Source organism: Achromobacter sp. ACRQX, from assembly GCF_022346505.1.
Classification (GTDB): Bacteria; Pseudomonadota; Gammaproteobacteria; order Burkholderiales; family Burkholderiaceae_B; genus Achromobacter; species Achromobacter animicus.
The window spans coordinates 47832-67787 of the sequence record NZ_JAKRML010000034.1; the positions used below are offsets into that span (position 1 = coordinate 47832).

Annotated in this window: 19 protein-coding genes; 4 read left to right on the forward strand and 15 right to left on the reverse strand. The window is 59.2% G+C overall.

Going from position 1 to position 19956, the window contains the following annotated elements:
* Nucleotides 1-6 precede the first annotated feature (6 nt).
* Nucleotides 7-819, reverse strand: a complete 813-nt coding sequence (locus MHZ91_RS24055) for a LacI family DNA-binding transcriptional regulator (protein WP_239216034.1) — start codon at nucleotides 817-819, stop codon at nucleotides 7-9.
* A gap of 178 nt (nucleotides 820-997) precedes the next feature.
* Between MHZ91_RS24055 and lipA the strand changes: the two genes are divergently transcribed.
* The 4 genes from lipA (at nucleotide 998) to MHZ91_RS24075 (ending at nucleotide 5316) form a co-directional block, all read left to right on the forward strand.
* Nucleotides 998-2002: a lipoyl synthase gene (gene lipA / locus MHZ91_RS24060; protein WP_175124886.1), complete on the forward strand. Its 1005-nt coding sequence runs from the start codon at nucleotides 998-1000 to the stop codon at nucleotides 2000-2002.
* Between the two features lie 145 nt (nucleotides 2003-2147).
* Nucleotides 2148-3152, forward strand: coding sequence for a glycosyltransferase (locus MHZ91_RS24065; protein ID WP_239216074.1), 1005 nt, complete (start codon nucleotides 2148-2150; stop codon nucleotides 3150-3152).
* Entirely contained in the window at nucleotides 3149-3487 is a 339-nt protein-coding gene (locus MHZ91_RS24070) for a 4-amino-4-deoxy-L-arabinose-phospho-UDP flippase (protein ID WP_239216035.1), read from the forward strand. Before MHZ91_RS24065 ends, MHZ91_RS24070 begins: the two co-directional genes overlap by 4 nt.
* Nucleotides 3488-3489: 2 nt before the next feature.
* Complete coding sequence (locus MHZ91_RS24075; RefSeq protein WP_239216036.1) at nucleotides 3490-5316, forward strand: DUF2142 domain-containing protein; 1827 nt, start codon at nucleotides 3490-3492, stop codon at nucleotides 5314-5316.
* A gap of 23 nt (nucleotides 5317-5339) precedes the next feature.
* Here MHZ91_RS24075 and MHZ91_RS24080 read toward each other — a convergent pair whose 3' ends face one another.
* The 14 genes from MHZ91_RS24080 to MHZ91_RS24145 all read right to left on the reverse strand — a co-directional run bounded on the left by MHZ91_RS24080 (nucleotide 5340) and on the right by MHZ91_RS24145 (nucleotide 19914).
* A complete protein-coding gene (locus MHZ91_RS24080; RefSeq protein ID WP_239216037.1) occupies nucleotides 5340-5924 on the reverse strand; it encodes an NTP transferase domain-containing protein in 585 nt (194 codons plus the stop codon).
* A gap of 50 nt (nucleotides 5925-5974) precedes the next feature.
* Nucleotides 5975-6574 (reverse strand): HAD family phosphatase, encoded by a 600-nt coding sequence (locus MHZ91_RS24085; protein ID WP_304505275.1) that lies wholly within the window; start codon nucleotides 6572-6574, stop codon nucleotides 5975-5977.
* Nucleotide 6575: 1 nt separating this feature from the next.
* A complete protein-coding gene (locus MHZ91_RS24090) occupies nucleotides 6576-7328 on the reverse strand; it encodes a class I SAM-dependent methyltransferase (RefSeq protein WP_239216039.1) in 753 nt (250 codons plus the stop codon).
* A gap of 31 nt (nucleotides 7329-7359) precedes the next feature.
* On the reverse strand, nucleotides 7360-9564 hold the full coding sequence (locus tag MHZ91_RS24095; protein WP_239216041.1) for a KxDL motif-containing protein: 2205 nt from the start codon (nucleotides 9562-9564) through the stop codon (nucleotides 7360-7362).
* Between the two features lie 71 nt (nucleotides 9565-9635).
* The gene (locus tag MHZ91_RS24100; protein ID WP_239216043.1) at nucleotides 9636-10583 is read right to left on the reverse strand and encodes a glycosyltransferase; all 948 of its coding nucleotides are present in this window, start codon (nucleotides 10581-10583) and stop codon (nucleotides 9636-9638) included.
* An 11-nt stretch (nucleotides 10584-10594) separates the two neighbouring features.
* Nucleotides 10595-11695: a DegT/DnrJ/EryC1/StrS aminotransferase family protein gene (locus MHZ91_RS24105; RefSeq protein WP_239216044.1), complete on the reverse strand. Its 1101-nt coding sequence runs from the start codon at nucleotides 11693-11695 to the stop codon at nucleotides 10595-10597.
* Nucleotides 11692-12132, reverse strand: a complete 441-nt coding sequence (locus MHZ91_RS24110; RefSeq protein ID WP_239216046.1) for an FdtA/QdtA family cupin domain-containing protein — start codon at nucleotides 12130-12132, stop codon at nucleotides 11692-11694. The genes MHZ91_RS24105 and MHZ91_RS24110 overlap by 4 nt, the downstream gene beginning before the upstream one ends.
* 51 nt (nucleotides 12133-12183) lie before the next feature.
* Nucleotides 12184-14016 (reverse strand): DUF563 domain-containing protein, encoded by a 1833-nt coding sequence (locus MHZ91_RS24115; RefSeq protein ID WP_239216048.1) that lies wholly within the window; start codon nucleotides 14014-14016, stop codon nucleotides 12184-12186.
* Nucleotides 14017-14056: 40 nt separating this feature from the next.
* Nucleotides 14057-14800: an ABC transporter ATP-binding protein gene (locus tag MHZ91_RS24120; RefSeq protein WP_239216050.1), complete on the reverse strand. Its 744-nt coding sequence runs from the start codon at nucleotides 14798-14800 to the stop codon at nucleotides 14057-14059.
* Nucleotides 14801-14827: 27 nt separating this feature from the next.
* Entirely contained in the window at nucleotides 14828-15619 is a 792-nt protein-coding gene (locus MHZ91_RS24125) for an ABC transporter permease (RefSeq protein ID WP_239216052.1), read from the reverse strand.
* Nucleotides 15620-15702: 83 nt separating this feature from the next.
* On the reverse strand, nucleotides 15703-16740 hold the full coding sequence (locus MHZ91_RS24130; RefSeq protein ID WP_239216054.1) for a rhamnan synthesis F family protein: 1038 nt from the start codon (nucleotides 16738-16740) through the stop codon (nucleotides 15703-15705).
* A gap of 2 nt (nucleotides 16741-16742) precedes the next feature.
* Entirely contained in the window at nucleotides 16743-17693 is a 951-nt protein-coding gene (locus MHZ91_RS24135; RefSeq protein WP_239216056.1) for an NAD-dependent epimerase/dehydratase family protein, read from the reverse strand.
* Nucleotides 17681-18934 (reverse strand): glycosyltransferase family 4 protein, encoded by a 1254-nt coding sequence (locus MHZ91_RS24140; protein WP_239216058.1) that lies wholly within the window; start codon nucleotides 18932-18934, stop codon nucleotides 17681-17683. Before MHZ91_RS24140 ends, MHZ91_RS24135 begins: the two co-directional genes overlap by 13 nt.
* Nucleotides 18931-19914 (reverse strand): glycosyltransferase family 2 protein, encoded by a 984-nt coding sequence (locus MHZ91_RS24145; protein WP_239216060.1) that lies wholly within the window; start codon nucleotides 19912-19914, stop codon nucleotides 18931-18933. Before MHZ91_RS24145 ends, MHZ91_RS24140 begins: the two co-directional genes overlap by 4 nt.
* Nucleotides 19915-19956: the final 42 nt, after the last annotated feature.

Genomic DNA, 19956 nt, shown 5'->3' on the forward strand with positions numbered 1-19956 from the left:
CGCGCCTCAGGTGCTCAGGCGCGCATCGAACACCACTTCCAACATGTCGTGCTGCCCGGCGCCTCGTTCGCCGTCCAGCCGGTCCAGCAACAGCTGACCGGCCCGCCGGCCCAGCTCGGCGGCGTCCACGCCCAGCGTGGTCAGGCCCTGCACCCACTGCACCGCGCTGCCGTCGTCGGAGAACCCCAGCACCGCCAGATCCTGCGGTACCTGCAGATCGCGGTTGTGCGCCTCCGACACGGCGGCGGCCGCCAGCAGGTCGGACGTGCAGAACACCGCATCGAAGATCGTATTGGTGGCCAACAGGCGCAGGAACGCCATGCGCCCGTCGTTCATGTGCTGGACTTCCGGTTGGACGATGTCCGCAACCAGTTCCAGTCCCAACGCGGCGGCGCTGCTGATGAAGCCCTCCCGGCGGGCACGCTCCCACGGCGTGTCGGCGCTGATGCAGGCGACACGCGGATGGCGCTTTTCGGCCAGATGCCGGGCCGCCATGCGGCCGGCTTCGGCGTTGTCGATGGCGACCGCGCTGTCTAGCGTCTGCGGGCAGGCGATCCAGGTTTCGACGATGGGGACCTCGAGCGCGCCAAGGGCGGTGCGCAGGGCGGGCGTGTCCACGGGACCAATCACCAGGGCCGCCGCCGGTCGCAGCCCGTCCAGCAGGGCGAGGCCGGCGGGCTCGTGCCAGGGGCCGACGGACAGGTAGTAACCCGCTGACGCGACGCGTTCACTGCAGGCCTGCAAAGCGCGGGCGGTCGGGCCGGCATCGAGACGGGCGGCAATCACGGCGATTGGGGCGGGCGAGGGCAGGGAAGGCATGGCAAAGGCTGGAAATACGTCAGGCCAGACGATAACCCAGGGCTGTTGGGGGCGCCGGACATACTGCAGCGGTTCCCCGGGCCGCCGGGAGTTCCCGCATCGGATCGCGCCGCGAAGGGTAAAATGCCCTTTTTCTCCCAGACCCGGCGCCTTCCCGCGCCGGTCACGAAGGTGTCCCATGTCCACGCTCGCCGAGTCTCCTGTGCCCTCGAACGAATCCGCCGCCGCGCCCGCGGAAGCGGTCTACGATCCGACGCAAAAGCAGAAATCGCAGGCCAAGACGGCGCGCATTCCCATCAAGATCATTCCGGCCGAGCGCCTGAAGAAGCCCGAATGGATCCGCGTGAAGGCCGCCGCGCCCGGTTCACGCTTCTACGACATCAAGCGCATCCTGCGCGAACACAACCTGCACACGGTCTGTGAAGAGGCCTCGTGCCCGAACATCGGCGAGTGCTTCGGCAAGGGCACCGCCACGTTCATGATCATGGGCGACAAGTGCACGCGCCGCTGCCCGTTCTGTGACGTGGGCCACGGCCGGCCCGACCCGCTGGACACCAAAGAGCCCGAAAACCTGGCGCGCACCATCGCCGCCATGAAGCTGTCCTACGTGGTGATCACCTCGGTCGACCGCGACGACCTGCGCGACGGCGGCGCCGGCCACTTCGTCGACTGCATCACGCATATCCGCGAACTGTCGCCTACCACACGCATCGAGGTGCTGGTCCCCGACTTCCGCGGCCGCCTGGACCGCGCGCTGACCATCCTGAACGCCGGTCCCCCGGACGTCATGAACCACAACCTGGAAACCGTGCCGCGCCTGTACAAGCAGGCACGTCCGGGTTCGGACTACATGCACTCGCTGAAGCTGCTGGCCGAGTTCAAGAAGCTGCACCCGGAAGTGCCCACCAAGTCCGGCCTGATGCTGGGCCTGGGCGAGACCGACGAGGAAATCCTGCAGGTGATGCGGGATATGCGTGACCACAATGTCGATATGCTGACGATCGGCCAATATCTGCAGCCGTCGGAACACCACCTGCCGGTGCTGCGGTATGTGCATCCGGACACGTTCGCGATGTTCGAGCGTGAGGCTTATGCGATGGGGTTCTCGCATGCGGCGGTGGGCGCGATGGTGCGGTCTTCGTACCACGCGGATGAGCAGGCGCATGCGGCTGGGGTGAATTGACTTCAAAGTGTCCGGGCAGAATGACCGTTTAATCGCGTTCTGCTCAAAAGATGCGCCTGAGAGTCATCACGGCGCGGAACTTGCCGCGCGTGTGAACACCGCCGTGCATCACGAAACCAACAGCGAGGCGCGACTCAGAGTGGATATGCAGAGCCCGGTTCCCCAGGTAGCCGTCGTCATACCAAGCTATAAGGTGTGCGCGCACATTCTTGGCGTCATAGACAGTATTGGACCGGAAGTCGGGCGTATCTACGTGGTCGACGACTGCTGCCCGGAAGGCTCGGGTGACTTCGTCCAGACTCACTGCACTGATCCTCGCGTAAAGGTAGTACGTAACGAGGTCAACAAGGGCGTTGGCGGCGCCGTAATGAGGGGCTATCGCGCAGCCCTTGAGGAGGGCGTGGAGATCATCGTCAAGATCGATGGCGACGGTCAGATGGACCCCGGGCTCATTTCCGAGTTTGTACTGCCCATCCAGGCCGGTGAAGCCGACTACACGAAGGGCAACCGGTTTTTCGACCTGGAAAAGATTCGCGAAATGCCACGGATCCGGTCGTTCGGCAATGCTGTGCTTTCGTTCATGACCAAGGTGTCTTCGGGTTACTGGGATGTTTTCGACCCCACCAACGGCTATACCGCGATCCATCGCGACGTGGCCATGCATCTGCCCTTCGACAAGATAAGCAACCGCTACTTTTTCGAAACGGATATGTTGTTTCGGCTGAATATTCTGCGCGCCGTGGTGGTGGATATACCCATGGACGCCAAATATGGCGACGAAGTGAGCAACCTGAAGATCTCAAAGATCATCGGAGAATTCGCAGCCAAGCACGTGCGCAATTTCTGGAAGCGTGTCTTCTATAACTATTACCTGCGTGACATGTCGCTGGCCTCAATCGAATTGCCCTTGGGTTTGGCCATGCTGGCGTGGGGCGCCGGCTACGGTCTGGTCCATTGGAGTTCGTCGGCGCATGCGGGCGTGGCCACGCCCGCAGGTACGGTCATGCTGGCGGCGCTGCCCATCATTCTGGGCGTACAGTTCATACTCGCGTTCATCGGATTCGACATCGCGTCCGTGCCCAAAAGGCCGTTTCACCGGCGCGTGAAGAGTCTCATGAAAAAAAACAAAAATTCGGTGGATGCCCGATGACTTACCTTGTTGCCATCATCTGCGTGATCGGCATTGCCGTAGGGCAGATTCTTTTCAAACTGAGCGCGCAGTCCCTGCACAAGACGGGCAGCTTCTTCGATCTCGGCACGCTGACCTTGCTCTTCTCCGCCTTCGCCCTGTATGGCCTGACAACGATTGCGTGGGTGTGGGTTCTGCAGAAGGCAGAACTGGGGCGGGTGTACCCGCTGATGGCCATGGCTTTTGTGCTGGTTCCCATCGGTAGCTACTTCTTCTTGGGTGAGCGCTTCAACCCGCAATATTTTGTAGGCGTGGCGCTGATTGCCGTGGGCATCGTCATCGCGGTCCGATCCTGACCATGGAAACGGGCCAGCCTGACGTCACTTTCACTCAGAAAATGCACGATGGTCGTTGCAGTCGAAGGTGGCTGATCGGTTTGTTCGTGCTGGTATGCATCACGATGGCCAAGCTCATTCCGTCGATGCAGTCACCCGACGAATTCGACCACGTCAAGCGCGCCTATTTGCTTGGCAAGGGAGCCTTCACGCTGCAAACGATCGGGGACAAGGGTTCGGGTGGCATGGTCGATACTGGCCTGCTGGCCTATTTCCATGCCTACGGCGTGTTGCCATATCGGCCCCATCGCAAGTTGTCGCTCGAGGAAAGCTATGCCGCAGAGGCGGCGCGATGGACCGGTCAACGCGAATTCAGTGCTGCGCCGGGAACCGGCTATTACCTGCCTGCCATTTATGCGCCGCAGGCGCTCGGACTCGCGATTGGCGAGGCTGCGGGGCTGACCATCGGCAATTCGTACGACCTTGCCGTGTTGCTGACCATCCTGAGTTGCGCGATGCTGCTTTGGGCCGCATTTGCGATCTACCCCGCGAATCCCGCGGTGATGGCATTGCTCATCTTGCCGATGAGCATTTTCCAGTTTGCTTCCGCCACGATCGACGGCCTGTCGATGGCGCTGACCGTGCTGTGTGTGTCGATATTCCTGCGTATCGCGCGTGACCGGCTTGCGGCGCCTGCCTGGATGGTTCCGGCCCTTGCTGTTGCGCTTGTCGTGCTGATTGGCAGCCGCATTCATATGCTTCCGGCATTGCTGCTGCTAGCCATGGCCTGTTTTTACGTGCGCAGAAAGACCACGTACGCGCTGTTCGTTCTTTCGGTACTTGTCATCGGGGCCTGGCTGATGCACGCCATGGGGACGACCGTCGACAAGCGCGTGTTGGTTGGCGCGAGCGTGTCCGAGGTGGGCTTGCACTACCTGAAGCATCCATTCGCGTTCTTGCAAGTGCTGCAGGCCACACTGAGCCGGTCGGATCTCGTGAGTTTCTACCAGCAGTCCTTTATAGGTGTGCTTGGATGGCTGGACGCAAGCTTCAGTCCGCGGACGTACACGCTTGCGTTGACGGCACTGGGCATCATCGGTGTGCTGTCACTGTCCTTGCGTCGACTGCGCTCCGAATGGCCGCCGCGGGCGTTGCTGCTTTTTTGCGCCTTCGCGTCTGTGCTCATGACCTTCCTAGCGCTGTTGCTGACCTGGAATAAGCATCCGGCGGATGTGATTCTTGGCGTGCAAGGTCGGTACTTCATGCTGCCGATGATCATGGTGGCATATGCCGTGGCGGCGGGCGAGGGTGCCTTTGAGGGCCTTGCACGCAAAGCTGCGGCGCTTGTACTGGTCATGCTGGCGTACCTTTCCATCAGCGCCACCATTTCGCTGCTGGTGGGACGCTATTACCAATCCTTCGAACCGATCGATACGGTCTCGATGTCGGTGAGTCCCACGCCGCCGCTTGGGCCGGAAAACCCGATCAGCGTGGGCATGAGCCAACGCTATCTGGCGCATCAACGCGAGATCAGCCGATTGGGCATCAATTTCGGCACGCATATGCGCACCAATCGGGGGACCGCTGAGCTTCAATTAACCACGCCGGATGGCGTGGTGGTTCGGGTTCCCATTTCCCTTCCCGAATTGAAGGACAACGAATACGCATTGTTTGATGTGCCGAAGGGTCGGTACGTTTCGGGCAAGATCGTTTCGGTGACTGGGGGCGGCGTCAGCGCCTGGCAAGCTACGCCAGCAAGCGGCGGCCCTCCCGCAACCTGCATGGTGTACATCTATGCCGATGGGTCCTCGCAGTTCACACAAGGATGCCCAGTGCCGAGCTTGAGGTGATACGTGACGCAGGCGCGGCCGCGTTAGTGTTTCTGCCGCGCAAACTGGATTGCAGCATCGAGGTCGTCTGCTGTGTCGACCTCAGCTAATTTCAGTCTGTGGGCTCTCAAAGGTAAATGCTCTTCCAGCCGTTCGTACACATAGCCGTTTGCGTCTCGCAGAAGGTCGTTGGGGCCAGAAACGATATTCGCCCATTCGTACTGCATGCGGGTGTCGCGCGTGAAACCGGTGATCGTGATCTCGTCGCCCGTGGCTTGGCTTTCGACGAACACCGCATTCTCGCTTTTGGCATCGGTCACGCCTACCAGGATATCCTCGTGCTTGGCCGCTTCGAAGAACCCAGCCAGGCTTGCAGGGTCGATCAATAGATCTCCGTCGATGTAGATGACCTTGCCTTTCAGATGCTCGGCACCCTTCGCGAAGCTGAATGCAGTGTTGGTCGAGCGGTAATCCGGGTTTCTAACCAGAACGACATCGCGATGATGCAGGGAGCAATACTCGACAACCATGTCTTCCCTGTATCCCACTACCAAATGAATTGTGGAGACGTGAGGCCGAATGGCATTGAGCAGCCGCGTCAGAATGGTCACTCCATCGATTTCGATCATGCATTTCGGCATTCCCAAACCGATACGGGATCCGAGGCCGGCGGCAGCGATTACAGCGCTTCCAACATTCTGCATAGCGCAGCTCCTTTATGAATGACGTAATCAGAAGAGGAAACCGCCGGTGGCACCGGCCGATGAACCCCTCCAAACGCGATCGAGACGTCCGCCTCGGCCAACATTGGGACATCGTTGGCGCCGTCTCCAACGGCGACAACCCGGTCATAGCCCTTGGCCCTGATCTTCGCAATTGCGTCCGCTTTGTTTAACACCTTGCCCAGTACCAGCTTTCCGTCCTCATACCTGCCTTGCGAGGAGTAGAGGTGACAGCCGCACTTGTCAGAGATCGGCTGCACCCAGATGTCGAGGTTTCCCGTCACCAAGAAACAATCTGTCGGATTGGAGCTGATGAAGGAAAAAATCTCGGGGTCCAACGGAATGTTGGAAACGATGGAGCGAACCAGATCCGGCGCGACTTGGCCGAGGATCAGGCAGCGCAGCCGAAAGGAGGGTTCAAAGTCGATGTGACCGTCCATCGTTGCGCGTGTCAGCGTTGCGATTTCATCGGATACGCCCAGTTCGGAGGCAATACAGGGCAGGATTTCCGTGGTGGTAAGCGTACCGTCAACGTCAAAACAAAAAGCAGTTCTCATGTCATCGCTCGAACAGGAAAAAGCGCTGCCTGGTATCGGAGCGGTTGTTGAGCGTCGAATCCAGGTACACATCGCCGGTTTCGATTAGGCGGAACCCTGACGTAATCAGCGTGCTGTCAAACATCGCCAGCAGTTCGGATTCGGTGCGATAAATCGCGCTGTAGAACTGGTCCATGTCGTCCGAATAATGCTCTTTGAGTGTCAGGCGCATGTCCACGCCCACAGGCTCCCGGAAAAGGATACGGCAGCTCGGGGCGGCGACCTCGGCCAATCGCTTTAGCGCTTGCAGCACCTCTTTGTCATTGAGATAGATGTAGACGCCGAACGATATGATCTTGGAAAACGGAGCCGATGCGCCAATCGACTCCAGCGTTATCTTGTCTATTGAGCACACCGTGAATCGCGACTCGTGCACCGAGTCGAACTGGCGTCTCGCAACGTCAATCAATCCCGGACTCACATCCACACCGTGATAAGCAGCGCCATTCGCAGTCAGCAGGCCAGTCCAGCGGCCGGTGCCGCAGCCCGCGTCGAGAATTCGATCGTCCGCTTGCAGACTCAGCTTTGGGAACAGATGCAGTTTTTCTGCCGCGTCCCGGCGCTCGGCGAGATCCTCGTTCTTGTCTTGGTAAATGACGGCACGGGTGGCGCCGATCGTCCCTGCTTTTGCGGCGCGCTGTTCGAAGAAATCCAGTACCGCCTTGCGGTCTATTTCGGGACTTCGATCACCGGGCCGTGAGAATGTGCGTGACATGGTCAGTTCCTTCCATAGCGCGTCGATGGGGCTAGCATGCCCCGCGGTGCCGAGCGCGGTGACCGCTAGCGAGTTCAAAGACAAAAAGCTTACTCACCAAACCCTCGTCATCCGCTTCGGAGATGATGACTTCAGCCTTCGAGGCGAAACCTTGGCGGAGGATCAACGCCTTGAAATCTTCATCGGAGCGGAATTTGCGGCAGGCGTTGGAGGCGGTGGTGTGCAAGCGGTCGTGACGAGTGGACAGCGATTCGATAAGGAGCAAGAGGCCGCCAGGTCGGGTCATCAATCTGAACTTTTCGATGACTTGCAGGAACTGGACATCATCGGCAAGCGTCGATGTTGCATCGATGGCGCACACTAGGCCGAATACTTCTGTTGGGGCCAGCAGGGGCAATTCCTGAGCCAGCACGCGGACGTTGTCCGGCACGCCCTCGGCGGCGGCGCGCTGCGTGGCTTCAACCGATGCGTCGTCGGACGTATTCACCGAAAGGCGCTCAGTGTTCTCTGCCAATCGCTTCAGCAATTCGGCGACGTCGGTTCCGACCAGCAATGTGTTGTCAAGGCGAGGCAGGGTATCAAGAACTGAATCCAGGGCAGCCATCTTTCTAGTTTGATGGGCAGTGCCAAACAAGATCTCGTCGTCTTGTTCTGAATGAAGTCGCAGCACCTGATCGGGCTGGCTCTCCCGAGCTCGGACCGGCAGCCGCGACCAGTCGGTGCCAGCGTTCAAGGCCTGATGGATATGCTCGCATATTCGCTCGCCCGCAGTCGAGTTGAGATCCAGGCCAAACAGGAAGTCGGGCACCGCGGCTTCCCGGATGTGTTTGCGAGGATCTTCGCCGCGAGCCACCATGTCTATGAAAGACGTGATATCCGACAAACCATACGCGGCGTACAGCGCATCGATAATTTCGCCGTCATCGTTCATGCCAAGACCGCCTTCGCAATGCAGATACAGCAGCGGTTTGCCTGTTGGAAGGAACTCGAGCAGAAACGATCCGACGTCCGCCATCAGCGCATCCGCGACGGACAGCGCTGTGTGGTAGTCGGCCGCTTCATCCAGCGCAAAATTTTCCGTGGCATTGAGTTCATTGCGAAACGCCTGCTCCTGGTCGGCGTCCCATGCGTTGTGTTCACGCATTGCTTTGAAGAATAGCGGGTGCGGGCGCATGAGCAGGAACAGATCTGGCCGCCGGCGCATTTCCGAAAGGATGTAATCGCCGTACGTCTGAAAAGTAGCCCACGAAGGAGGTGTGCCAACGGAAAAATGCGGTGTCCACAAGATGACCTTGCGTCCGGCGATATGGTCGAGCAATTTGCGGGGCGCAGTTTCCGGTGGAATATTGGTCGCGTCGAACTTTGGATGGCCGGTCACGACAACGTGATTGTTGCCGGAAAGGCAATACCTTCCGAACATTGTCCTGCTGCGTTCCGAACGCACGAAGACTCTCCATGCCGAACGGTGTAGGGCGGTGTCAAATTGCGCGCCGATGTTCCAAGCGCCGCCGCCCAATTCGAGGCCATAGGGGATATAGGTAATGCGGCAGCCGGCGGCGCTGAGGCGATCAATCCTCAAGTGCGCTGGTCGTGTCTCTTCATACGGATTCTGAATGAATACGACGTGCGGTCGGGACGACGCGGGATCGAAGTAGTCTGCCGTGCAGAAGGGAACGCCTTCGCTCAGCAAGCATTGCTTCATATCCTCATAAGCCTTTGCTTCCGACGAGAAGGGGTGAACGAACGGTGTGAGAACGACGCACACGGAAAAGCGCGGGTCCTTTGCCGCGGCGTTGTAGACGCTGCGCCAGCTCGGCCAGATGGAGGAATGTTGCACGAGGAATGCAACCCGGATTGCCTGGCCCGGGTGATACTCCGTCATGGCCGTGATGGCCGTCATGGCCGTCGCTGCTGTCTCTGCTGCTGCCGCCGCCGCAGACTCGGCTTCTTCCGTCGCCTTCGCCGCCCACGCGGCCAGATCGGCGACTGAAGTCGCCATTTTGGCGTGATGCGCCTTCAACGCCTCGATGTCCGCCGAAAGAGCTGGAATCGGCAAGCCTTCAAGCTTCGCCAGCAGGTCGGCCTGCTGGCCTAGAAGGTCCTTGGTGCCCGAAGCAAAGTCAGCCCGAAGCGAAGCATCTCGCGCTTCCTGCTGCTGCTGGATTTCATCAAATCTCGCGTTCGTGCCATTCAGGCCAAGCGCCCGCGCGCGAAGCGACTTGATGCGATCAATCATTGAACTCACTTCGCGTCCTCTGCTTCGGTTTAATCACCTTAATTTGATGATTGGGCGGCTACGCTGATTGCTCATTCTTGGCCTGCCGCATAGAGGAACCGGAAAAGGTCGATTCCCATGGGCGGTGCATTTTGTGGAACGGGCTTGTCCAACAGTGAGATGGCCTTGTCCATGCCGGCAAATCGGACCTCCTCGCGCCGATGCGCGAGAAGGAGCACACTTTCTTCAAATGCGGAGAGAGGGACTGACGCATCGGAACAAGGTTGCAGAAACCCCGGAAACAGGGGGCGAATCACTTCCGGGCGGGCCATACGCAATGCCCGCTTTAAAACGAACGGAATCTCGGCGCGTGCTGCGAAATCGCGTCGAACTGCCGATAGGTTGCCTACGTGCCGGCGATATTTCACGACGCGGTGATCAAACAGGCCGATCCGGAACCCCTGGCCCGTCGCGCGCAGCCAGTAGTCGTAATCCTGCAGCTGGATCAGTCCCTCATGAAATCCGCCGAGCGTGTCTGTCACATCGCGGCGCATGGTCGCCGACGGCGCGCAAAAGTAGTTGTCGTCGAAAAAAAGATTCACGAAAACGGAATCGTGCCGGCGGGGTTGGAAGAACACCGGGTAGCCGGCGTCGGCCAGGGCCTTTCCATCATCGTCGATCAGGTCCGGACGAGAAAAAACGATGTCCCACTCACCCGAAGAAAGAATCGATATCTGATGCTCAAGGCGGTCCGGCGTGCACAGGTCATCGCCGCCCATCAAGGCGATGAATTCGCCTTGTGCCACTCGAAGCGCCGCGTTGGACGCGGCGCTCGGCCCCCGGTTGGACTGTCGGATCAATTCGACGCGCGTGCCGAAATGGCCTGCAATCAAGTCCGCGGTGCCATCCGTTGAGCCATCGTCCACGACGATGGCCTGCACATTTGGATAGCGCTGCGACAACACGCTGTCGATCGCCTGAACGGCGAGCTCACCCTGGTTATAGACAGGAATGATCACCGATACGAGAGGGGCGTTCATGGTGCCACGCGTCAACTCATGAACTGCTTGATGTGGGCGATGACTTCGTCCACTTCAGCCAGGGGCATCTGCGGCCAGATCGGGAGAGACAACGTTTGCGCGGCGGCCTGGTTGGCCAGCGGCAAGCTGTCCGCGGGGATTCCGAGATCCGCATACGCACCTTGCTGATGAGGAGCGATCGGGTAATGGATCAGGCACGTGACGCCCTTTTCGCCCAGATAGGCGATCAGCTCATCCCGCTTTGTGGTGCGGATTACATACAGGTGATAGACCGGCGTCGCGCCCTCCACCGACTGCGGCGTATGCAGATCGACAATGCCTTGCAGGCCAGCTGTGTAGCGCTCGGCGATGGCACGGCGACGTTCGTTGCCATGATCCAGCGATGGCAACTTTGCGCGCAAGATTGCAGCCTGCAGTTCATCCAGGCGGGAGTTGACTCCGGCGACTTCGTGCACGTACTTCTTGTTCGATCCGTAATTGCGCAGGCGGCGCATGTCCGCAGCCAGTTGATCGTCGTCGGTGACAATCGCGCCGCCGTCGCCCAATGCACCGAGGTTCTTGCTCGGGTAGAAACTGAAACCCGCAGCGTGGCCGAGTGCCCCAGCGCGCTTGCCCTTGTAGTACGCGCCGTGGGCTTGGGCCGCGTCTTCCAGAACGAAGAGGTTGAATTCGCTGGCGATGGCGTTGATGGCGTCCATGTCCGCCGGGGAGCCGAACAAATGCACGGGCATGATGGCTTTGGTTCGCGGCGAGACTTGTTCGCGAATCCGCTTGGCATCGATGCCATAGGTGGCCAGATCGATTTCGACGGGCACTGGCGTGGCGCCCGTCATCGACACGGCAAGCCAGCTCGCGATGAACGTCTGCGACGGAACGATGACTTCATCTCCCGGACCGATGCCGCGAGCGCGCAGCGCCAGGGCCAGCGCGTCCAGTCCATTACCCACGCCAATGCAGTGCTTGACGCCACAATAAGCGGCAAATTCTTCTTCGAACGCCAACAGTTCGGCGCCCATGATGATGCTGCCGCTCTCCAATACTCGCTTGAAGGCGTCTTGCAGGCTGGTGCCCAGTTCGGCGTGGCCTGCGTTGATATCAAAGAAGGAGATCATGATGGATTTTTCTCGGCGACAACTTTCAGGAAATCCGCATAGTTGCGGATGTAGTCGGATTCTGTGTAATGCATTGATGCCAGTACCAGGCACACCGCGCCGGACGAGAAGTTGTTCAACTCGCGCCAGACGAGCGACTTCATGAGTACCCCCTGGAACGGGCGGTTGCAGGTGATCGTGCGTTTCTCGTAGCCGTTGTCCAGAAGCAGGTCGAAACTGCCGGAAATGCCGATGATCAATTGCTGCAGGTCGTGATGCGCATGTCCGGCGCGCATTTCGCCACTGGGTACGTCGTACAGATAGTAGACGCGCTGGATATCGAACGGTACGTGCTTATTGGCCTCGATAAAGGTCAGGTTTCCGCGCGGATCCGTTATCTTGGTTAGATCGATGAGCTGGATTGCATCATCAAGCGACTGCGCTGGTTTAGAAGTCATGTGTTTTCTCTTTTGTCTATAGCCACCGTTACTGCTTTGCTATGTGTAGGTCTAAATCTGATCCAGTATTTTCTGCACGTCAACCGAATAGTCGTCATGCACGCTGTACTTGTCATCACGCGTGTAGGCGCGCGGACCGATGGCGAAGGAGACCCGCGCCTGGGACACCCTTCCGAGTAATTCCCATAGGTAAAGCTGGTGGCTGGGGTGATCGGAGGCGAGGACGATGACTTGCGTTCCGGGTTCGCACCAGACCATGTTGGTCAGTTGAGCGCCTGTTGGCGCCACGATCACTTCAGCATCGCGAAAGATCGCAATCTGCGTCCGGATATCCAGACCGTCTGTGCGAATAATCTCGAAGCCACGGGCAGCAAGCGCCGCTTCGAGGTCCTGCTGATTTGTCAAACAACGGATGCGGCCCCCACGTCCCGCATAAATCTTGCGTTTGCGAGACACGCTGGGCGTTGGAACAGATGCTTTGCAGTGTGCAACTGCCGCGCTGATCCGGGCCACGTCCAGGCACGAGAGACGGCCGGCTTCTCCGGCCTCATAGGAGTCCACGACAGAGGTGACATCGGACGGGTAATAGAGCGTGTCAACTCGATACATGGTGTCCGATTCAACCTGCAGAACCGGGCGCTGCGACGCATTGACCATTTCTAGCAGTTGCCGCATGTTTGCGTGCAGATCGCTTTCAACCAGGAACGGCACATCGTTCGGCACGCCGGCTTCTTCCACCAGAATTATTCTCGGCAACGTTTCCGCCACGAAGTGGAAGTAGTTGTTCGAGTACTCATGCATGATGTCGATACCGGAAGGCAGCCAGTTCGCCGGCTTGAGCTGAAAGTTCAGCATGGCCTTGCCGTCTGGTTCGACTTGCGCCCGGTGGTATTTGACCGCCGCATCCTTGACGTGCTGAAACGCGGCCGCTTCATCATGGCAAATGCGATTATGCGCCACGATGTACCGAGTGCCGCCCAAGGCCATGACGCCATCGAGCCTCGCCACGTATGGCAGCCCCGGATACGCGGCCGGCTTGTCTGAGTATCCTTGTACGCTACGCGACTGCGCCTGATAGATTCGATGCGCGCCGTCAGACAAATCCGCCAGTTCTGAAATGCTTCCCAAAGACAGGTTGAGCGTAGCGCGGATAGTGTCCTGGGAAACCGCCGGCGCCGCCAGTTGCCGCGCCAGCGCCGCCGCATTCTCAAAGTTGTGAGGGCCTCGCTCGGCGGGGCGATTCTCGCGCGCTCCGGTCAAAAGGTAATGCGTGAAGGGCGTTCCGGGCCAGTTGGCAACATCCGGATTGCGAATGAGATACCACTTTGGATCAAACTGCGGCCCAGGTTGATAGCCCGCCGGCTCGCCGATCAATACGAAATGGCTCAGCGGATCATGCGGATACGCGGCAACTTCCGGATAGGTGTTGAGATACCAGAATGTGTCGAAATAGGGGTTGGGTTTGAAGCCGTGCTGGTATCCGGTCTTCATGAAATGGCTGAGGGCGTCGGCATGCGTCAAGCGCGCTGCCGGATATTGCCGGGCGTACCACGCCGAGTCAAAGTAAGCGGAGGGATTGCGTCCTTCTTGCGCTCCTGAACCGACGTAATGCATCAGCGGATTCATGCCGGCGGCCTTGACATCGGGGTTGTGCTCAAGATACCAGTCGGAATGAAACAGCGGGTTAGGGTTGAGTCCTTGTGCCGCGCCTTCCGACAGGTAGTGCGCGATCGGGTTTGCCAAGCCTTCCAAGTCCGGTCGTTGCGTGCGATACCAGTCGACGTCAAAAAGATCCGACAGAGCGGGGCCGCGAACGTTGGCCGCCGCCCCGCGGCGGAGGCGGGAATGGATCCGTTTGACAATTCTGGGAAAGGGAATGTTCATTTGGCGCCGGCGCGGATGGAAGATGGAAGGCTCTTGGACATCAATAGCCGAAATAGGCCTGACTGACTTCCTGCGGCGCGCCATCCATCTTGATGCGGCCGTGTTCGAGCCATAGGACTCGATTGCAGGTATGGCAGATCAGTTCTTTTGAATGGCTGGCAATGACCAGGATACTGGTGGATGCCACCAGTTCGTTCAGCCGTTGCTCCGCCCGCGCTTTGAACCCTTCGTCGCCGACGGACAGCCATTCGTCCATCAACAGGATTTGGGGGCGGATGACGGTAGAGACGGAAAATGCCAAACGCAAGTGCATCCCGGCCGAGTAAGTGCGGATCGGCATGTCGATGAAGTCGCCGAGTTCCGAAAATTCGATGATTTCCTCGACTTTCTCTTTGATCTGGTTGCGGTCCAATCCCAAGAGCGCGCCGCGCAGAAAAATGTTTTCGCGACCCGAGGATTCAGCATCGATGCCGAAGCCGATGTCAATCAGGGATCCAATTTCCCCGTCGATCGCTGCAGTGCCGCTGGAGGGCGCGTAGACGCCGCTCAGGACGCGCAGAAGCGTGCTCTTACCGGCGCCGTTGTGCCCAAGCAGGCCGACGCGGTCGCCATCGTTCAACTCGAACGACAGGTTCTCCAGCGCGCGGATCACGACTCTTCCGGACTGATCGGCACTGATCTGGCCGCCGGTGGCGACCTGGAACAGACGCTTCTTCAAAGAACGCGCGCTGGCGTTGTAGATGGGAAAGTCGACGCAAACCTGGTCGAATTTGATGGATGCCATGGTAGCCAGATTCTGTTTGGTGAATGCTCAGAGCCAATAGGCGATACGGCGGCGATACCGGCCGTACAGCGCCAAGGTGACAAGCCAGCCCACGATGGCGATGCCCAGCGAAGCCAGCCAGTTCACAGCCTCGGGTGCATGGCCTAAAAGGGGATCGCGCACGATTTCGAGCAGGTGGTAAAACGGGTTCAAGGTCAACATGTAGGTGCCGGCGCGTTCAGGCAGCAGGCTGGGCAGCCACATGATTGGAGTCAGGTAAAAAATGACTTGCATCACGCTTGCGATGATCTGCGGAATGTCGCGGTAGCGCGCACAAACCACACCAAGCAACAATGAGACCCAGGTCAGATTCAGCAGCAGCAACAGGAAGCCGGGTATCGCCAGAAAGGCATCCCACGTCAGCGGCTTGCGAACGGCGAGCAGGACCAGCGGAAAGATGACGATGTTGTGCGCGAGAATGATCATGTTGCGCCATAGCAGGCGGAACACGTGGACGGCCAGCGGGATCGGAAGCTGCTTGATGACCGCATCGGCCGAAATGAAGCTGGTGCAGCCTTCCGTGATAGCGGTGGAAATGAATCCCCAGAGGATCAGACCGATGGCCAGAAACGGCAGAAACTCGTCAATGGGCGACTTGAAGATCTGGCCGAACACGATGCCAATCGTGCCGATCATCACGCCCATGCTGATCGTGAGCCAGAAAGGACCGAGGGACGAGCGCCGGTAGCGTTGACGCACGTCCTGCCAGCCGAGCGTGCCGACGAGTGGGTAACGCCGGAGGGCCGATGCGATGTCTGCGATGGCGTTGGTGATGAACATAGTTGAATCTGGAACGGTGATGGCGCGTACGCGGGTCAATTGGGGTGGTTAGAACAAATGGTGCGATGGACTGCTGCTAGGCATTACAGAAGTGGCCTGTGTACGCGCGCGAGGCCGGCCGGGATGTCTGCTGGGGTTTCGACCCGGATCAGTGTCTCCGGTAACGGATACAGCGCGCGCACGGATATCTTGGCCCATTGGTAGCCGCTGGCTTCCACCGAGTAGAGGAATGCGCGTTCGACGGCGTGGGCAAGTGTTCCATCGATCTGGCCTGCCTCATCATCGAAATCCGAGAATTGCAGATCAAGATTGCGCAAGGCCTTCAAAGCGTCCGTTCGGCACCAGAACATCGATCCAGTCGGAAATTCAAGATGGATATCCTCGCTGATCTCCACTCCCGTCTTGCGCAGGAGTGCGCGGCACGATGCAAAGTTCGCGCCCCAGCCTAGGATGGGACGCAGATAGAAGAGGTGCTGCGGAAAGACCATCCCAATACGGTCATGCTTAAGCAACTCGAATATGGACGCGACAATCTGCGGCGAGCCCAAAAGATGCTCATACAGGTAGTGGCGCCAGTCCGCCAAAGGCGTGCCACCGTGTGGGGATTTTTTGGTGTGCAGGCTCAGCGCGAGTTCGTAGCGGTCATAGACGTCAGAAAAGCCGTAGAGCTTGGGCGCAATGTCGCGGCCCCGGTTTTCAAAGACGCGTACTTCGACGGAGCCCTTGTCATAACCGGCGAAAGCCGCCTCAATGCTTTTGCGTTTGTCTTCCGAAGTTGTCGAAATGAACAGGTCAAGCTGACCAGGCACATTTTCGAGATAACTCCGCATTTCCGCGCACAATTCGGGATAGAAGGCGTGGATGATGGCGCATGCGCGCCGGCCGTCACGAGCGTCCGCCGTGCTGAAGGGCACCTCGAAGGCAAAATCCTCGCTGTCGGCCGGACGGTTTGACGGAGCGGCCGCGATCGGAGCGGGAGGTTTTAATGCCTGCTTGATACCTTGGAGACCGCCTCTGCGGAGCAGCCGTAGCGCCTTGGCGGCGGCAGGCAGCAGTCCGCCCTCTGCCCGGGCCAGTTGCCGGGCACGCCGTAACGCCGATAGATATTTGCTTGGAGCCATGATCAGTTAGCGGTTCCTTCTTGATGCTGTGCCATGTTCCATGCCCACGTGCGGCGGATACCTTCGTCAAAGGGCGTCTGCGAACGCCAGCCGAGCTCCTCACGAGCAAGCGAAATGTCCAGCACGCTGCGCGGAATGTCTACGGACCGGGCGGGCGAGAACTTGACCTCGGGAGACATGGACGACACTTGCCGGATGGCGTCCAAAATCTCGAGTAGGCTGCGGCCCTGGCCGGCGCCAATGTTGAAGACGCGGGAAGGGCCTTGGTGTTCTGCGGCGCGAAGCAGCGCATCGATGACGTCGGTGACATAGACGTAGTCGCGGACAGTCTGGCCGTCGCCCCAGATATGGATCGGCTCTTGAGAGGCGCATTGGTGCATGAACGCGGCAATCACACCCTGGCTTTTGAGCGCAGTCTGGTAAGGGCCGAACGGGTTTGCCACGCGCAGCGCCCGGTACTCGAGGCCGTGCAGATACTCATAAAGACCCAGATACTTTTCGATGGCAAGCTTTGAGATGCCATAGGCGGTGACGGGATTGGTCGGCGCGGTTTCAGGTGTGGGGATCTGTCGCGGCATGCCGTAGATGGTGCCGCCCGAAGACACGAAAACAATCCGTTTTACGCCCGCTTCTCGGCATGCGTCGAGCAAGCGTAGCGTTGGGGCTACATTCGACTGCAGGTCGGCGAGTTTGTCGATGTTGGCGCTTGCCGGCGTCGTTGCGTTGACCAAGTGAAATACCGTATCGCAGCCATTGATGGCTGTGGCCACACTCGTTGGATCCGCGAAGTCGCCCGAAATCCATTCAATGCCCTGTAGGGCAGAGGGAAAGGATTGGCGACGCCCAAAGGCCCGTACGGATTCGGTCCGGGACTTCAAAGCCAGGCATAGGTTGGTGCCGAGAAATCCACCGGCGCCTAACACCGCGCATTTCATGTCATTCAGGTTGGACAACGATCGGTCCTCATCGTCGGTAATACCGTCGCCGTTCCTGGCAGACTGGAAAGAATCGCGCCCAGGCGGCGACCTTCGATCGCCCAGTCTGTTGCCGAGCAGGTTGCAAAGCCGCCAGCCTTCAGGCGTTCTGCACTTTCCGGATTCTGAAGCAACTCGCAGATCGCGGATGCCAGCGCCGGCACAGTCGGCCGTTCCAGCCGGGAGTTGTCGTCGGTGAGCAGCCACTCTGTGTACGGTGCGCGGTTGCTCACGACGGGCACGCCGCATGCCATCAGTTCGAGCGGCAGCAACGACAGATTCGAAAACGACAACACCAGCGCGACATCGCACTGGCTGTACAAATCGGGCAAGTCGGCCAAGTCGACGATGCCGGGATTTTCGTACGGGAAGGGAATGGCGAATTCCGAAAGGTCAGCTCCTGCCAGCACGATTCGAGTGCCAGGCATCTCGCGCACCACTTCCGCGAGCACCATGATGCCTAGCTCGAAGGAGCGCCTGGGCGTGTTTGGACGCGCATAGAAGAAGACCCGCTTATCCTCGGCGTTGCGGCGTGGGAGCGGTTTGTACAAGTCTCTATCGTAGGAAAAACCGATTGGATGGGTCGTCATTCCGTAGTCACGGTTGAGCACCGACGAGAGCCACGTGCCTGCGGTGATGCCCGTAAATCCAAAGCGGTATGTTTCTTCGGCAAAGGTGCTCGACGAACCCGATGGGAAGAACCAGGGCTCGAAGTCTTGCACGAAATAGCATTTATGCCGTGTGGGTTGGAAATTGCGGACGTCATAAGCCGTGTGCCACGCGGTGGCAAACGAGATGTGCGCCGGCGGCGCTTTGTCGGCGCCGATGTAGACCCGGGCCTTCAGCGGGAAGAACCACGATGCGATCTCACGCTCGACCATGGCAGCTTCCTGCAATGGCGCGTTGGTGATAATGATTCTGCAGTCGAACCCTTGCTGTTCCAGGTAGCGGACGAACCGAAAAATATTCAAATGGCCGCCAGATCCGCGACCGACTGCTGGAATGAACCAGTTGACAGTGTTCGCGGCGGCGTCGCCGACTTTGTAGGGCTGGCCGATTGATCGTTCCAGCACAAAGGAGAACTGGCTGATGATCTCGCTCTGGCCGAGCGCGCGGCGGCGCCCCCGCTCTGCGGCATACCGAATCGTGGCAATGAGGCCATGCTGGCTTCTGTACCGGTTCGCGCTTCGGATCAATTTCGGAATTCTCGACAGTTTCATTGCTGTTTCGCTCCCCCTCCGGCCATCGGCAAACCGAGCAACAGGCGCCGATCGCGGGAGAGCCAGTTCCGCAGCCGGGCGGGCAGGTGCTCTGCACGCGAGCCGAGATAGTGACCAATCGAGCGTGCCATGTTGTCGAACGGCATCTTGGTGACGATTCGGCGGTGCGTTCGCAACATGCCTGCCTTCTTGGCGTAACGCAGATCGTTTATGGTGTGGGCAGCGCAGCTCTTAAGCATGTGCAGAAGGCTTGGCGACAGCACGTAGCCGAAAAGGCGATACAAGGCGTAGGACTCATCGAAGCTGCGCTGCAGCTTTTCGAAGAGCGCATAGTCGTGTGAGTGGTAGACCACTCCGTCCGCGCTATACGCCTTTTTCCAGCCGGCTTCGATGATTTTCTTGGCCCAGATCTGGTCCTCGGCGAAATCCACATCCGGGTACGGATGTATTTCCCACACGGAGCGGCGTAGCAGCGCGTTGTTGTCGGAGAAGAAGTGCAGGCGCTGTCGGTAGGTGACATCGCGCTCGTAACGTTCCCGATCGTCAAGTGATACGACTGGTTCGGCCGAAAAATTGTTGAAGTGGCCCACCAAGTCGCGCTGGGTAAACGGACTGGCGCTGGGGTACGCGATATGCCGGCCGAACACGCCTGCGATCTGCGGATCCGAATCGGCGATTCGCACCATGGCCTGCAGCCAATGGGCGTCGGCAGGCAGTGCGTCGTGCGTGATCACGGCCGCATATTCACCAGTGGTGTTCGCAATGGCCAGATTGCGGGTCTTGCCGTGGCCGAATTCCGTCGGCTTGATTTGCATGAGCCTGACACGCGGATCCGCGAACTCGCGGACAAACTCCACGCTGCCGTCCGTCGAGCCTGAGTCCACAACCAGCACGTCATAGTCGAAAGGTGTCTCCTGGCTGCAGACGGCCGCGAGCACCTGGCGAAAAATCGGCCCAGGGTTCTTGGTGGGAATGACCACGGATACCTTCAAGGCGCCAGCAGCCGTAGTTCCCGGAGCGTT